Source organism: Streptomyces sp. 6N223 (assembly GCF_052246635.1).
Lineage (GTDB): Bacteria > Actinomycetota > Actinomycetes > Streptomycetales > Streptomycetaceae > Streptomyces.
Map to the genome: position 1 here is coordinate 51,296 of NZ_JBQQCA010000013.1, position 13,316 is coordinate 64,611.

Here is a 13,316-nt window from a genome sequence, read left to right on the forward strand (position 1 = left end):
CAGCCGTCCTCGTGTGCTCGTTAGGGGCGGTGAACGCGCTCACCCTGGCAGCCGAGCGAGTTGAGAACAATACCTAAATTCTTATGTAGGATTGAGCTGAGCTAAAGGCTAGACTCGGCGCATGCTGGACGTACGGAGATTGCTGCTGCTCACCGAGGTCGCCGAGCACGGCTCGCTCACCGGGGCGGCGGAGGCCGCGGGCATGACGCCGTCCGCCGCCTCGCAGCAGATGTCCCGGCTGGAGGCCGAGGTCGGCCAGCCGCTGCTGGAACGGCTGCCGCGCGGAGTGCGCTTGACCGACGCGGGGGCAGCGCTCGTCGCGCGTGGCCGGTCGATCCGCCGTGAGCTTCGAGCCGCGCAGGCGGATCTGGACGCCTTCGCCCGGCTCGACAAGGGCACCCTGCGACTCGGCTCGTTCCCCACGGTCAGCGCCTCGCTGCTGCCCCTGGCACTGACGCGGTTCACCCGCTCCTACCCCGGGACGCAGGCCGTGGTCCGCTCGGCCATGCTCGCGCAGTTGCTGGAGATGCTGCACACCGGCGAGGTCGAGCTGGCCCTGCTCTGGGACTACCGGTGGAACCGGGTCACCGACGATGCCCTCACGCTGACCCACCTGGTCAACGACCCGACCGTGCTCGTCGTGCCCGCCACCTCAGAACTCCTCGACGAGCCCGACGTCACGCTGGGCTCCCTGGCGAGACAGCACTGGATCATCCGCGCCGACAACCATCCCGTCGCCGACGTGCTGCGGCGCAGCTGCCGGCTCGCCGGGTTCGAGCCGAAGATCGCCTACGAGTCGCACGACTATCAGGAGGCGCAGGCCATGGTCGCCGCGGGCCTCGGCATCGCCATCGCGCCCAGGCTCGCCCTCACCAACCGCCGCAACGACGTACGGCTGGTGCGCTTCGGCTCGGACGTACCCGCCCCCATTCGCCGAATCCTTCTGGCCCGCCCGAAGAACCGGACACCGACCCCGACCGCGCTGGCCATGACGGAGATCCTGCGTGCGGTCGCAGAGCGGTTCATGGACACGAACCTGGACCGCAACCAGCTCGGATCGGTCCGCCGCAGCGGTGGACCGCGAGGGGTGCGCTGACGAGAACGGCCCGGGGGCGGTGTTCAGCAGGCCGTGCCGGAGACCGGCAGGCGCGGGTCGACGGCCCAGGAGGCGAGGCCGGATGTGGGAGCCGTCGGCCGCCCGGGAGTAGTCATCCCGGGCGCCCTGGGGTCACAGGGCTGCCGCCTCCTCGGTGGTGAGGAAGCGGAGGCCCTGGACGTGGTCGTTGACGAACATGGGCACGCCGTCCGAGGCCAGGTACCAGGCGGGCTTGCCGCCGCTGTCGCGGATGACGCGGCCGTTGATGACGAGGTTCTCGAGGGTGACGTCCTTGACGACGTCCCAGAACTCCTCGATGGCCGCCTTTGACTTCGCCGGCACCGTCGAGGCCGAGGTCACCTACACCAAGGGGGCTTCGAGAAGGCCCGCATCCGCCCCGACTCCTACGGCATCACGCCCGAGGTGCTGGGCAGCACCCTGCGCTTCACCATCGACCGGCCCCGCAACCTCGTGTTGCGACCGATCAGGGGGTCGATCAGGGCGAGCTTGACGAGGTAGACGCCGAGTGTCTGCCAGGTGCCGCCGGCCGGGCGGACCCTGACGGTGAAGGAGTTGTTGGTGGGGACCTGCGGGAGGGTCGGGTGGACGACCACCCTGTCGCCGGCGAGGGCGGCGGTACCGGCGGCCGTGAGCGCGGTGCGTCGGGACAGGGACCAGTTCATCGTGTCAGCTCCTTGCAGTCGAGCGATAGATAACGTTTTCCGTCAGGACAGTCCTCCACGGCTGAAGCCGTGTGAGGAGGGGATTACGTGATACCGGAGGTGGGGATGCCGGCGATGAAGCCGGACTGGGCCACCAGGGCGAACAGCAATGCGACGAACAGGGAGAAGCCTCGGGTCGTCATTCCACGAGATCCTTGGCGCTGCCGATCCCTTCGTTCATCCGGTCGGGGGCATGGCTGGCGCACGAGTTGGTCGTACCGTGCTGTTCGTCGACATCCTCATGCTCCTGGTTTTTGGCCAGCGTCGATGGCGTCAGCAGCCGCACTCGTGGTCCGAACCGGAGCGGGGGATTGGGGTGGGGCCGTCGTCCCATGTCGAGCCGGGGGAGTGCGGAGTGGAGGGTTCACTGCCTGGCAGCCTGGGCGGACGCGGCCACGGTCGGTGTCACGGCGCCGGCGGCCGTCAGGGCGGGCGTGCACGCGAGAACGCCTCGCCCGGTTACATGTGATGTTTTTATCGGTATAAGAAAGCTCTGTCCAGAGGTTGGGAGACCTCTTGTCCATATGGGCGGGCCTGATCGAGCGCCGGCCCCCCCAAGGGTCGCCGGGCCAAGCGCATCGCCCTCACCCGGCGGGCCGGGACACCCGCGCCACCGTCCTCGACCGCCTGAACGCCCCCCGCTGGCGCCGCTCGACGGCGGTCAACGGGAGGCGTTGCGCGACCTGCTGGGCGCGCTCGTGGAACCCCCCTCCAGCGGACGCTCCGTGGCTTTCCGAAAGCCGGACCGAAAGTTAAGGCGAGCGACGTGCCTCTTGTCATTCGCCTGGAGCGCTCTTATAACGGTAAAAAGATAACCTTTTCTATCACCTTGAGTCGCCGCCCTGTCACTGATCGCACCTCCCGATGACGTAGAGGAGCACCCATGAGACCCCCCACCCCCCTGACCCGGAGAAACTTCCTCAGAGCCGGCGTCGGCGTGGGCGCCGGAGCCGCACTGCTCTACACCGCGGCACCCACCGCCGTCGCGGCCACCCACCCCGGCGTGCTCCACACCCAGGCCGACCTCGACCGCATGCGCGCGATGGTGAACGCCGGCAAGCAGCCTTGGAAGGCGGGCTGGGACCGGCTGGTCGCCAACTCCCACTCGGCCGCCGGCTGGACCCCCCGTCCGCAGGAGATGGTCTGCCGCGGCGGCTCGGACCCGCAGAACTACCCGATCCTCTACAACGACATCCACGCCGCGTACCAGAACGCGCTGCGCTGGAAGGTCACCGGTGACACCGCACACGCCGACACCGCGCGGGACATCTGCAACGCCTGGTCGGGGACGCTGCGGGGCATCTGCGGAGGCTCCGAAGTCGTGCTCCTGGCGGGCATCTACGGGTACCAGTTCGCCAACGTCGGCGAGATCATGCGCGGCTACCCCGGCTTCGACCTGGCCCGTTTCCAGGCCATGATGCTCACCTACTTCTATCCGGCGAGCCACGACTTCCTGAACCGCACCACCAATTGCTGGGGCCACTACTGGGCGAACTGGGACCTGTGCTCCATGGCCTCGGTCATGGCCATCGGGATCCTCTGCGACGACCAGGCCAAGGTCAACGAGACGGTGGACTACTTCCACAGCGGCCCGGGCAACGGCTCGCTGGCCAACGCGATCCCCTACGTCTACGACGACGTGGGCCTGGCCCAGTGGCAGGAGAGCGGGCGCGACCAGGCGCACAGCATCATGGGCATCGGCCTGATGGGCACCATCTGCGAGATGGCCTGGAACCAGGGCGTCGACCTCTACGCAGCGGACGACTCCAAGTTCCGCAAGGCGTGCGAGTACGTCGCCCGGTACAACCTCGGCTACGACGTGCCGTACACCACCTACATCTGGAGAAACGGCCCGCACTGCGTGGAAACGGCGCAGACCGTCATCTCCGAAGGCGGCCGTGGCCAGGGCCGCCCGGTCTGGGAGCGGGTCTACCACCACTACGCCATCAGGCGCGGCATGGCCATGCCGAACACCGGCGACATGGTGGCCCGCGTCAGGCCCGAGGGAGGAGGCGGCGACTACGGCTCGACCAGCGGCGGCTTCGACGAACTCGGCTTCGGCACGCTGGCCTACGCCCGGGAGTCCGGCACGGCCACCCTGCCGTCCGGCGCCCGCTCCCTCCAGTCGGTGAACTTCCCCACCCGCTACATCCGCCACCAGAACTACCTCGGCTACCTCCACGAGGTGACCGCCGCCAGCACCGCCCAGGTCAAGCAGGACGCCACGTTCACGATCGTCCCCGGCCTGGCGGCCCCCAACGGCTACTCCTTCCGCGCCGCCAACGGCCAGTACCTGCGCCACAACACCTTCCGCATCCGCCTCGCCGCCGACGACGGCACGGCCGCCTTCCGCTCGGACGCCACCTTCATCCCACGCCCCGGCACCGCCAGCGGCAGCGTCCGGCTGGAGTCGTCCAACTTCCCCGGCCGCTTCCTGCGCCACCGGAACAACGAGCTGTGGCTCCACTCCTACGACGCCACCCAGCTCTTCCGCGACGACAGCTCCTTCCAGGCCGTCGCGCCCTGGGCCTGAGCCGCTTCGCACCGCCGGCGGCGGCTGTGCCGGCACTCGGCCCCGCGAGATCCGTACCCCTCGCGGGGCCTCGTCGTCTGCCGCCTGGTGATCGAGGGGCGGTTCAGCCAGCGGTGGTGAAAGGAGGAGCATGATGGCTGCCTCGGCGTCATCATCGCGCGGTGGGGCCGGATCGACGGCATCCGTCGATCAGATCGTGGGATTGCGCTGCGTGACGGCAATCATGGGAGCAGTGATTGGCCTGACGTTCCTGTTCGGGTTCGGCACTGTGCTGGCGTTGGGGTTGCGGCTGGGTGTGCCGGCCTACGTGGCGCACCTGTCGGTGCTGGGCCTTCTGCTGGGGGTCCGGTACCTGGCGTTGATCGGTGCCCCGCGCGAGCAGGTACGCCCCGCTCGCCGGCTGCTGGTCCTGGGTTCGGGTAGGGAAGAGTGCAGGTCTCGGCGGTGGGGGGCGGGGTCCGGCTGTCGGTGACGGGCGATAACTTGTGCGGCAGCACGGCAGGTCGGTCAACAACGGGAGATCCATATGCGGTACCGCTTCACGTCCTACCACCCGGCGAGTGACGCCGAGGCAGCCGTCACGGACGGCACCAGGCTGGGCGGCCTGCCGCACTGGCTGGAGGAGCCGCAGTGGCCGGTCGACCCGTACGAGAACGAACTCGCCTCGTTCATGGGGCAGTTCCGGGTGCCGGCGGACGGCAGCGGGGAGGGGGATCGGATGGTGTACCTGTTCGCCATCGGGTTCTCGGGTGAACACGCCACCGTCGTCCAGCCGGGCGGGCAGGTCACCGAGTCCTTCGAGACGCGGGCGGCGGTCACCGGGCCGACCGACCTGGACCGGGTCCACCTGCTCCGGGTGGAGGAGGAGGTCGACTTCTCCCACGTCAAGCGGGAACTGGAGCCGGTCGAGGACGAGGACTACCGGGAGGAGCGGCTGGAGGAACTGCTCCAAGAGCGCCAGAAGGACGCCGCAGGCAGCATCCGGATGAACCAGCTCGGCGGCCCCGATGTGGTCCCGGTCTGGTTGCAGGGCGACGACCTGCCGGGCGAGGGCTGGCAGCTGGTCGCGCAGCTCGACTCGTACCAACTGCCCTTCGAGGTCAACTTCGGTGACAACGGGGTCGGTTACCTGTTCCTTTCACCGGACGGCAAGAACGCCGAGTTCTTCTTCCAGAGCTGCTGAGAGGTCGTGCACGGAGCATCCCCGGCTCCGCCTCGTGGTCTTCGAGCCCGCCCCCGCCTGCGGTCCGTCCCCCGACCCGGCCGCCACCCGGCTGTGGGTGGGCAGCCGCACTCACTGGAGGAGCCGCAGTGGCCGTACTCGGAGGCCACGGGCAATGTGACCGGAGTAGTAGAAGCGCCAGCTCACTCCCGGTCCCGACGTGCATCATCCATCGCAACGCTCGCCCCTGCCACCCCCAGCACGGCCCCGTCTGCCGGTGGCGAGTGGGCCTCGTCAATGAGCCGTTCCAGCACATCGGCGGCGGCATCCCCGATCCATCCCGATACGGATAAGTTGATCAGCCAGAGCCGCACCTCCTGGGGCTGACGAAGAAGGATCTCGTCGCTCAGGCGCTACGCGCGTACCTGGAGCAGCGACGCGAGGAGCTGCGGGCGGGGATAGCTGGGAAGTCACGCAGTGCGATCACCTCTGGAGAACCCTGCGGTCTTTACGTGCCACTGGGTGACGCCGGCGTCCGGCATCACCACGATCGTGGGCAGCTTGCAGTGATCCGCTCGGTGTCACCGTCCTCGTTCCAGCTCGACGCGTCTCTGCCTCGCCGAGACCGGCCTGACCATCAGACCCACCCGAGCAACAACACGACACCACGAGTTCAACCCAGTAGTACTGCAACTGCACCGGTCACGCTTCCGGCGACGCAGCCAGGCCCGAGCCCGCCGCTCCCACTACAGGCGCCGAGGCCACATTCTCCAGATGCGGTTGCAGTGGGCCCGGGACCGGCGTCATTTGGCCGGTCCCGGGCCACTTCAGGTTGACTATTTGGGTTCGAGGAGATCCAGACGGTGCTGGCGACGGTCGCTCCCGTGCTCCACCTCACCTGACCGGTCGACTCGTACAGGTAGTAATCGTAGATTGAAGCGACGGTAATGACTAGTGCGCCATACCCATTGGAATCGAGGTACGTGCCGGTCGTCGCGTTTTTGATCTTGTACGTTCCGGACGTTAGGCCCGGCCGCTACCGCCACTCCCAACGCCGCTCATGATGGCATCGATAATGCCCTGCTGGGTCACCGCGTAGGAATTTCGGTCGAATAGCCCGAACCCGTACTGTCCGTTTGCGCCGTTGTCCCAGTAAATAGTGGCCGCTCCGTATTTCGTGGCAGTGGCTGCGACGGCGTACGCGTAGTCCGCACGGTACCCATTGTTCGAAGAATCGAACGACGACTTGTCGATCGAACCGTATTCACCGACGACTACCGGATACCCTTGCACGACGAATCTGTCGTACATTTTCTTCAACTGCGAATCCAGGAAGTCTTCCTGACCCCAGGTCGGCGTTCTTGACGGGTCGGTTGCAGCCGCCCCCCATTGCGTGAAGGTTCCGCTTTCCTCTCCAGCGAACTCCCACGGGTCGTAGTAATGAACGGAGATCATTATTCTCTGCTCATCGCTGGGAATGGAGGGGTCTCGGTATTCGTCGGTCGGAATCGTGAAGCCGTAGTCTCCCGCGGTGTAGTCGATATTCGTGTTCCAGCCAGGAACAAGCAACCACCTTGAACTGTTGTTCCCGCCGGCTCTCCTCACGGTGTCCACGAAGATCTGATTGTAGTCGTTGATGTTGGAGTAGCACGGTTCGGTCGGCTCGCCGTAATCACCGGTAAATTCTTCGTTCATGGATTCCAGGATCAGGCGCTGGCCGTAATCTTGAAACATGGACGCGACTTGCTCCCAGACCCTCTGGTACTTGGCCTTGATCTCCGATTGGGAGGATGCATCACAGATCAGCCAGGAACCGTCGATCGTCTTGAAGCCATCGCCGTGTATGTTGATCACCACGTACATGTCTCGGTTGTATGCGTAGTCGACGACTTGTTGGATTCTGTTCAGCCAGGCAGAGTCGATCGTGTAATCCGGTCCCGGCCCTATCGTGTTCAAATAGGAGACCGGAATTCGGATCGTTCCGAACCCTGCCGCTTTTACCTCGTCGATGAGAGCTTGCGTTACGGCCGGGTTGCCCCATGCCGTTTCGCTGGGAACTCCGTCGATGTTGGCTTCAAGCTGATTCCCCAGATTCCAACCCGCTCCCATGTCGGCGACAATCTGCGAAGCGCTTGACTGCGTCACGGTGTTGGCCGATGTCTGATTCGTCAAGCCGGGCACGGATGCGGCAAGCGCCAACATGACGGCAATGACGATGACTCTGATCTTCACTACTTTTGAAACCACAGGCCACTTCCTCTCTTTCAGTCTTTAGGGTGTCAACCTAGGAGATCTACATGGCGCGGGGCGCGGTGGGGTCACAGCATGGTCATGCGCTCCCACTGATCATGAGGTGGAAAGCGCCCACATCCTCCTTTGGTTCCGGGCGCATCAGGGTGTACTCGAATCTGAGCAGCGCTGAACTACGCGGAGTCAGATAGTCGCGTGCGGCCAGCAGTTGCGCGCCCCGATTGCGCTGGTCGTCTCGGCTGTCGATTCCGATGACGGGTGAACCCGAACGAGGCCGGCCCGTGCCCCATCCATGCGTCTTCGGCGGACCAGTTGGCGGCGTTGTCGGGCACGATGGCGATCCCACCGAACGTGGCCTTGCTGCTGTGTCGGCCGGGCAGTAGTTCTTCCCACCGCTGGAGCCGTCCCGGCCGCAGCGCTTAGCTCCGCGGCGGGGAAGGTGCCTCGGCTGGCGGAGATGCTGGCCGTGGTCGTATGCGGGCCCCGCTGGGGCTGGTTGTCAGCAGTCGGCGCCTGGCTCGCACTGACCGAGGGCATGTCCAACCCCAAGACGGCCGCGACCGCGGACGCCGTCCACCCGGAGAGCCAGCCCTCGAGGCGGACAGGCGCAGCCCGGGCCGAAGCCTTGGGTTCAAGGGAACTGCTGAACATGGGAGGTCTACTTCCTTGTAACAGCTGACGCCCAGACACTTCGTGGTGCCGCCTACTGCGCAGAGGAAGCGACAGGGGAGACAGTGAACGCACACAGTCACCAGCAGCATGATGAAAGCGCATACTGTAGATCGTTTCAAGTGGCACGAACTCGTGTGACCGTGCACAGCCTTCGGTTCGGAACGGGCTCATCGGCGTCACGGTCGGTAGCCAGGACCGTGAAGCCTCCACGGCTCCGGCTGATCGGGAGGTGGCCCTGGGAAGGGCTCGACCACGGCACGGTACGGTGACCGAGTTCGGAATGGCAGGGCCGGACCCGCGTCCCTCCTGCCGAAGCACTCCCGGTGCTGCATACAGACCAGACGTCCCGTCCGGCCCCTGCCAGGACTGGCCCAACGGCCAACCCACAGTGCCTATTAGGCCTACTCCTCCCGCGCCATCCGCCACCACCTGCGCAGACGCGGGATCCGGGCCGTGATCCCGGTCCCGGCCGACCAGGCCGCCCACCGCAGGCGGCGCGGCAGTCGGGGCGGCAGGCCACCAGCCTTCGACCGCGAGGCGTACAAGCAGCGCAACACCGTCGAGCCGCATCAAGCAGTGGCGCGGCCTGGCCACGCGTTACGACTGTGAGGATGGCGGTGCCGTCCCGGCGGTGGTCTGACCCGCGATACGACTGACTGTCATGTCCTGCGTCTTGATCTGTCGGCCGCTGTCCGGGGCGGCACTCGCTGTCGCCAGGTCGGCGGGTGTGTCCCGATAGGGGCCTGCGCGACAGGCACCGTCACAGTCCTGACCACCCTGCCGGCCCGGCGACGGCCACCAGCCCTACGGTTCGATGGCAGGAGACCGATGACCAGTGCCAGCATGGCCCAGCCGACCCGTTTGCACCATGACCGCCGGCGCGAGGTCGTCCTCGGTGTTGACACCCACAAGGACGCACACGTGGCAGCCGTGGTCTGCGTGACCGGCAAGCTGATCGGCTCTCGCAGTTCTCCCACTACGGCCGATGGCTATCAGCAGCTGCTGGACTGGGTCCGCTCAGCAGGCGTGGTCAACCGGGCGGGAGTGGAATGCACCGGCTCCTACGGAGCCGCGTTGAGTCGCTTCCTGCGTTGCAACGGGCTGGTTGTGATCGAGGTGAACCAGCCGGACAAGGCCACACGCCGACGTCGTGGCAAGACCGACACCATCGACGCCGAGGCGGCAGCGCATGCCGTGCTGTCCGGCAGGGCCACCGCTACGGCGAAGCTCGCGGACGGCCCGGCTGAAGCCCTCCGGCTGTTCAAGATGGCCAAGGTCTCCGCGGTGAAAGCCCGCACCCAGGCCATCAACCAGCTCAGGGCGGTTGTCGTGACGGCCAGCCCACAGCTGCGGGAGCCCCTTGAGGGACTGACCATTCCCAAGCTCGTCCGGGCCTGCATCGCTCTGCCCGGTGCTGCGGTCGGCACGGCCGCGGCAGCGGCGGTCTTCACCCTGCGGCTCCTGGCCCGCCGCGTGGAAGAACTCGATGACGAGATCGCTGCCCTCAAACAGCAGATCACCGACGTGATCAGGCAACACACGCCCCAGCTGCTTGATTGCTACGGCGTGGGCCCGGACACCGCAGCGACCCTCCTCATCGCCACAGGCGACAATCCCCAACGACTCCGCAGCGAGGCCTCATTCGCCTCGCTCTGCGGCGTGAGCCCGGTGGAGGCGTCCTCAGGGAAGACACAGCGCAGGAGACGCAACCGAGGCGGTGACCGTCAAGCCAACTCGGCCCTCTACACCATCGTCCTGGCCCGTCTCCGCTGGGAGACACGCAGCCGCAACTATGTCGAGCGACGCATCACCGAAGGCAAGACCCGACGCGAAGCCATCCGGTGCCTCAAACGCTACGTCGCCCGAGAGCTCTACACGGTCATCATCCGAACCCATGCCATGTCTCAGGAACAGACCCTGGCCGCTTGACATCCATAGGGGCATCAAGCTCGCCACCATCTACCGCCGAGGCGTTGTGCTCCGCGCCATCGCCATCTGGCTACGGCAATAAGGGCCACGCGCTACTGAAGTTGAATGCGTGATGTCGGGCGTGGTCAGGTCGGGTTGTCCAGGGATAGGCTGGCCTGGGCGAGGTAGGTGTCGATCAGCGGGGGTCGGTGCTGGATCTTCTTCAGGCGGTTTTTCACGGCTGAGGCCAGGTGGTCGTCCGAGGCTGCGGCGAGGTTGCCGATTCCGCGCTTGACCTGAGTTCCTTTGCGGGGAAGTGGGGGGTGGACCAATTGACGGCGCCCAGGGAAAGCTCTCGAACCAACTGCTTCTGAGCAATCGAACCGGCAGCGATGACTGGGAGGGCAGCCAGTGTGGCTGCCGCAGAGAGCACGGCGAGGAACTGACCTCGGCCATGAACGAAGCTGCCAAGAAACAGCGGCGTGGTCTTTGCCTCCGACCTCAAGGCGTATGCGCCCGGAAAAGCGAGAAGGATCACACGACGGTTGCCCCGGCCGAGGCGATAAGCGAATTTTCATGGAGGTCGGCATGCCGCGATCCCGGTCAGGTCCTCTTGCGCAGCGCTCTGACCGATTTGAGCGCAGCGCCCTCGAACGAGCTCCCTAGGGACACAGCGTCCACTCCGGCGTCGAGGTAGGCCTCTGCGTTGTCAGCGTGGACGCCGCCAGTGGCGACGAGCCGGATGTCGGGGAAAGGCGCACGCACCGCGCGGAACCAATCGGGGCTGAGGGACGACGCGGGAAACGCCTTGAGCCAGGTGTAGCCAGCCTTGATGGCCTGCTGGATCTCCGTCGCGGTCGCGACTCCAGGCAGGTGAGGAACGCCAGTTTCCCGGGCCTCGGCGAGGACGTCCTCGTCGAGGCCCGGGGCCACGGTGAAGGCGGCACCGGCAGCGACCACCCGCTGGTGAAGGCGCGGACTGATGACGGTGCCGGCCCCGACGGGCACCGCGGCCTCGGCACCCCAGGCAACGGCCGCCGCGAGCGAGGTCAGCGCCGCGGGCGACTGGACTGGCACCTCGACCAGGCCCGCCCCGCACTGCTGAGCGCGACGGCACAGGCGCAAGGTCTGCTCGGTGCCGAGACCGCGCAGGATGACCATCAACCGTGGGGTATCGAGGTGGGCGGTGAAGAAATCGGCGTCGTCCGTCACGGTGTCTTCCTGTCCTGCTCCGACCTGTCGCGCGACGAGCCCATCTGGAGCGAGATGTCCGCGGCCGCTTCCTGCAGCAACGGGATGTGCAGTTGCAGGCGCTCCATCGGCTCGATCGCCTTTAAGGCGGTGATCGACATCGCCGCGCGCGGCGCGCCGGTGTAGTCGAAGATGGGCACCGCGACGCAGTTGATGTACTCCTCGTACTCGCCGTCGTCCTTGGCCCAGTGCCGTTCGCGCGCCGCCTCGAGCTCCTTCACGTACGCCGTCGGGCTGGTGATGGTCTTGCCGGTGAACCGCTGGAAGGTCGCCTTCGCGATGATCCGGTTGCGTCCGGGCGGGTCGAGGTAGGCGAGCAGTGCCTTGGCGACCGCGGCGGTGTGGATGACCACCGGCAATCCGATCCGCGAGTGCATCCGCATCGCTCCCCGTCCCTCGACCTTGTCCACGTAGACAACGTCGCTGCCCTGCAGCTCGGCCAGGTGCAGAGTGTGTCCGAGCTCGCGAGCCAGACGAAGCAACCAGGGGTGAGCGACCGTGCGGGTGTCTATCGCCTCCAGGGCGCTGACCGCGACCCCGGTCAGCCGGAGACCCAGTGCCCAAGTGCCGTCGCGGTCACGGCGCATGAAACCGCGCTTCTCCATGGTCTGCAGCAGGCGGAGCACCGTCGAGCGGTGCACGTCGAGCTCGTCGGCCAGCTCTCTCAGTCCGCGTGGCGACTCCGCGCACAGCGTGATGATCGAGATCGCACGGTCGACGGATTGCGACATCAGTCCACCCCTCCCTCGGCCACCGGGTCGATTTCCCAGGTTACCGCCGCCTGGTCGTGCAGTTGGTCGAGGTGCAACGGCGCGCTGGAGTAGTCGGAGACCGACGTGAGCGCGCGCACCGCCATCAGGTGGCCGAGCCGGAGTCGGACGGGCGTCGGATCGCCACGCAGGAAGCCGTGCAGCCATCCGGCCGCGAACGCATCGCCAGCGCCCACCGGCTCGATGACCTCGGCCGGGCGGGCAGGCACGGAGACCATGGCGAGTCCGGCGTACTCGGTGGCCTCGCGCGGACCGTCCTTCACGACGAGGTGCTGCACGGTGGGCAGGAGTGCGCGGACGTCGGCGGCGGTGCGTACGTGCGCCGGCCACAGCGACCGGGCCTCGTCGAGCCCGACGAAGACGATGTCTGAGCCGGAGGCGAGTTCGAGCAGCACCCGAGCCGCGGCCTCCCTGTCCTCCCAGAGGACCCGGCGGTAGTTGACGTCGAAGGAGACCAGCGCGCCTGAGCGGCGCGTGGAGTCCACGGCGTACCGGCTGGCCCTCAGACAGGACTCGGAGAGCGCGGGCGTCACACCGGACAGGTGCAGCACGTGCGGTCTACAGGCGAGCACCTGCTCGATGTCGTCGACGTCGAGGGCCGACCCAGCCGACTCCTCGCGGTAGTAGGTGACCGCCGAGGACTCCCGGCCTGGGCTCTTGATGAACAGCCCGGTCCGTCGGACCCGGTCGATGACGACCATGTCGACTCCGACCCCGGCGTGCTCGAGTTGCGCGAGCAGTCGCCGCCCCAGGGCGTCGTCACCGATCCGGCCCGCCCAGGCCACCTCCTGACCGAGCTGACGGAGCCCGAGCGCGACGTTGCTCTCGGCGCCCGCCGCGCGCAGTTGGAAGGTGTCGGCGACCTCTACGGGCGCGCCGTCCAGAGGCGCCAGTTGCGCCATAGCCTCGCCGACGCACACGGTCCGGGGTGCACGCATGGACCTGCCTCTCG

Annotated in this window: 12 protein-coding genes and 1 pseudogene; 6 read left to right on the plus strand and 7 right to left on the minus strand. The window is 66.9% G+C overall.

The genetic code is table 11. The features are described 5' to 3' along the window. Window positions 1-121: 121 nt before the first annotated feature. Window positions 122-1,096 (plus strand): LysR family transcriptional regulator, encoded by a 975-nt coding sequence (locus ACTWQH_RS11030; protein WP_443286256.1) that lies wholly within the window; start codon window positions 122-124, stop codon window positions 1,094-1,096. A 132-nt stretch (window positions 1,097-1,228) separates the two neighbouring features. Here ACTWQH_RS11030 and ACTWQH_RS11035 read toward each other — a convergent pair whose 3' ends face one another. From ACTWQH_RS11035 to ACTWQH_RS11045, 3 genes are all read right to left on the minus strand, one after another. After that, the gene (locus ACTWQH_RS11035) at window positions 1,229-1,438 is read right to left on the minus strand and encodes a hypothetical protein (RefSeq protein WP_443286257.1); all 210 of its coding nucleotides are present in this window, start codon (window positions 1,436-1,438) and stop codon (window positions 1,229-1,231) included. A gap of 62 nt (window positions 1,439-1,500) precedes the next feature. Beyond that, complete coding sequence (locus ACTWQH_RS11040; protein WP_443286258.1) at window positions 1,501-1,779, minus strand: hypothetical protein; 279 nt, start codon at window positions 1,777-1,779, stop codon at window positions 1,501-1,503. Window positions 1,780-1,957: 178 nt separating this feature from the next. Next, on the minus strand, window positions 1,958-2,104 hold the full coding sequence (locus ACTWQH_RS11045) for a hypothetical protein (RefSeq protein WP_443286259.1): 147 nt from the start codon (window positions 2,102-2,104) through the stop codon (window positions 1,958-1,960). A gap of 597 nt (window positions 2,105-2,701) precedes the next feature. On the opposite strand from ACTWQH_RS11045, the gene ACTWQH_RS11050 reads away from it, so the two are divergent. The 3 genes from ACTWQH_RS11050 (at window position 2,702) to ACTWQH_RS11060 (ending at window position 5,534) form a co-directional block, all read left to right on the plus strand. Then, window positions 2,702-4,351 (plus strand): AbfB domain-containing protein, encoded by a 1,650-nt coding sequence (locus ACTWQH_RS11050; RefSeq protein WP_443286260.1) that lies wholly within the window; start codon window positions 2,702-2,704, stop codon window positions 4,349-4,351. Window positions 4,352-4,481: 130 nt separating this feature from the next. Next, window positions 4,482-4,823 (plus strand): hypothetical protein, encoded by a 342-nt coding sequence (locus ACTWQH_RS11055; RefSeq protein WP_443286261.1) that lies wholly within the window; start codon window positions 4,482-4,484, stop codon window positions 4,821-4,823. Between the two features lie 54 nt (window positions 4,824-4,877). Further along, entirely contained in the window at window positions 4,878-5,534 is a 657-nt protein-coding gene (locus ACTWQH_RS11060) for a hypothetical protein (protein WP_443286262.1), read from the plus strand. Window positions 5,535-6,536: 1,002 nt separating this feature from the next. Here the strand turns inward: ACTWQH_RS11060 and ACTWQH_RS11065 are convergent. Further along, window positions 6,537-7,760 (minus strand): glycoside hydrolase family 5 protein, encoded by a 1,224-nt coding sequence (locus ACTWQH_RS11065; RefSeq protein WP_443286263.1) that lies wholly within the window; start codon window positions 7,758-7,760, stop codon window positions 6,537-6,539. Window positions 7,761-8,834: 1,074 nt separating this feature from the next. On the opposite strand from ACTWQH_RS11065, the pseudogene ACTWQH_RS11070 reads away from it, so the two are divergent. Together ACTWQH_RS11070 and ACTWQH_RS11075 are read left to right on the plus strand one after the other, a co-directional pair. Further along, window positions 8,835-9,039 (plus strand): annotated as a pseudogene (locus tag ACTWQH_RS11070) (IS5/IS1182 family transposase); the annotation flags it as partial. Between the two features lie 224 nt (window positions 9,040-9,263). Next, a complete protein-coding gene (locus ACTWQH_RS11075) occupies window positions 9,264-10,364 on the plus strand; it encodes an IS110 family transposase (RefSeq protein ID WP_443286264.1) in 1,101 nt (366 codons plus the stop codon). A 582-nt stretch (window positions 10,365-10,946) separates the two neighbouring features. On the opposite strand, the gene ACTWQH_RS11080 is transcribed toward ACTWQH_RS11075, so the two are convergent. The 3 genes from ACTWQH_RS11080 to ACTWQH_RS11090 are packed head-to-tail and all read right to left on the minus strand — an operon-like array spanning window position 10,947 to window position 13,302. Continuing rightward, on the minus strand, window positions 10,947-11,555 hold the full coding sequence (locus tag ACTWQH_RS11080) for a bifunctional 4-hydroxy-2-oxoglutarate aldolase/2-dehydro-3-deoxy-phosphogluconate aldolase (RefSeq protein WP_443286265.1): 609 nt from the start codon (window positions 11,553-11,555) through the stop codon (window positions 10,947-10,949). Then, window positions 11,552-12,325, minus strand: a complete 774-nt coding sequence (locus ACTWQH_RS11085; RefSeq protein WP_443286266.1) for an IclR family transcriptional regulator — start codon at window positions 12,323-12,325, stop codon at window positions 11,552-11,554. Before ACTWQH_RS11085 ends, ACTWQH_RS11080 begins: the two co-directional genes overlap by 4 nt. Further along, window positions 12,325-13,302 (minus strand): sugar kinase, encoded by a 978-nt coding sequence (locus ACTWQH_RS11090; protein ID WP_443286267.1) that lies wholly within the window; start codon window positions 13,300-13,302, stop codon window positions 12,325-12,327. The genes ACTWQH_RS11085 and ACTWQH_RS11090 overlap by 1 nt, the downstream gene beginning before the upstream one ends. Window positions 13,303-13,316: the final 14 nt, after the last annotated feature.

What these genes read in the sequence shown, in the direction of transcription:
- ACTWQH_RS11050 (WP_443286260.1), top strand. Translation starts at nt 2,702, where the DNA reads ATGAGACCCCCCACCCCCCTGACCCGGAGAAACTTCCTCAGAGCCGGC.
- ACTWQH_RS11030 (WP_443286256.1), top strand. Translation starts at nt 122, where the DNA reads ATGCTGGACGTACGGAGATTGCTGCTGCTCACCGAGGTCGCCGAGCAC.
- ACTWQH_RS11055 (WP_443286261.1), top strand. Translation starts at nt 4,482, where the DNA reads ATGATGGCTGCCTCGGCGTCATCATCGCGCGGTGGGGCCGGATCGACG.
- ACTWQH_RS11040 (WP_443286258.1), bottom strand. Translation starts at nt 1,779, where the DNA reads ATGAACTGGTCCCTGTCCCGACGCACCGCGCTCACGGCCGCCGGTACC.
- ACTWQH_RS11085 (WP_443286266.1), bottom strand. Translation starts at nt 12,325, where the DNA reads ATGTCGCAATCCGTCGACCGTGCGATCTCGATCATCACGCTGTGCGCG.
- ACTWQH_RS11060 (WP_443286262.1), top strand. Translation starts at nt 4,878, where the DNA reads ATGCGGTACCGCTTCACGTCCTACCACCCGGCGAGTGACGCCGAGGCA.
- ACTWQH_RS11075 (WP_443286264.1), top strand. Translation starts at nt 9,264, where the DNA reads ATGACCAGTGCCAGCATGGCCCAGCCGACCCGTTTGCACCATGACCGC.
- ACTWQH_RS11090 (WP_443286267.1), bottom strand. Translation starts at nt 13,302, where the DNA reads ATGCGTGCACCCCGGACCGTGTGCGTCGGCGAGGCTATGGCGCAACTG.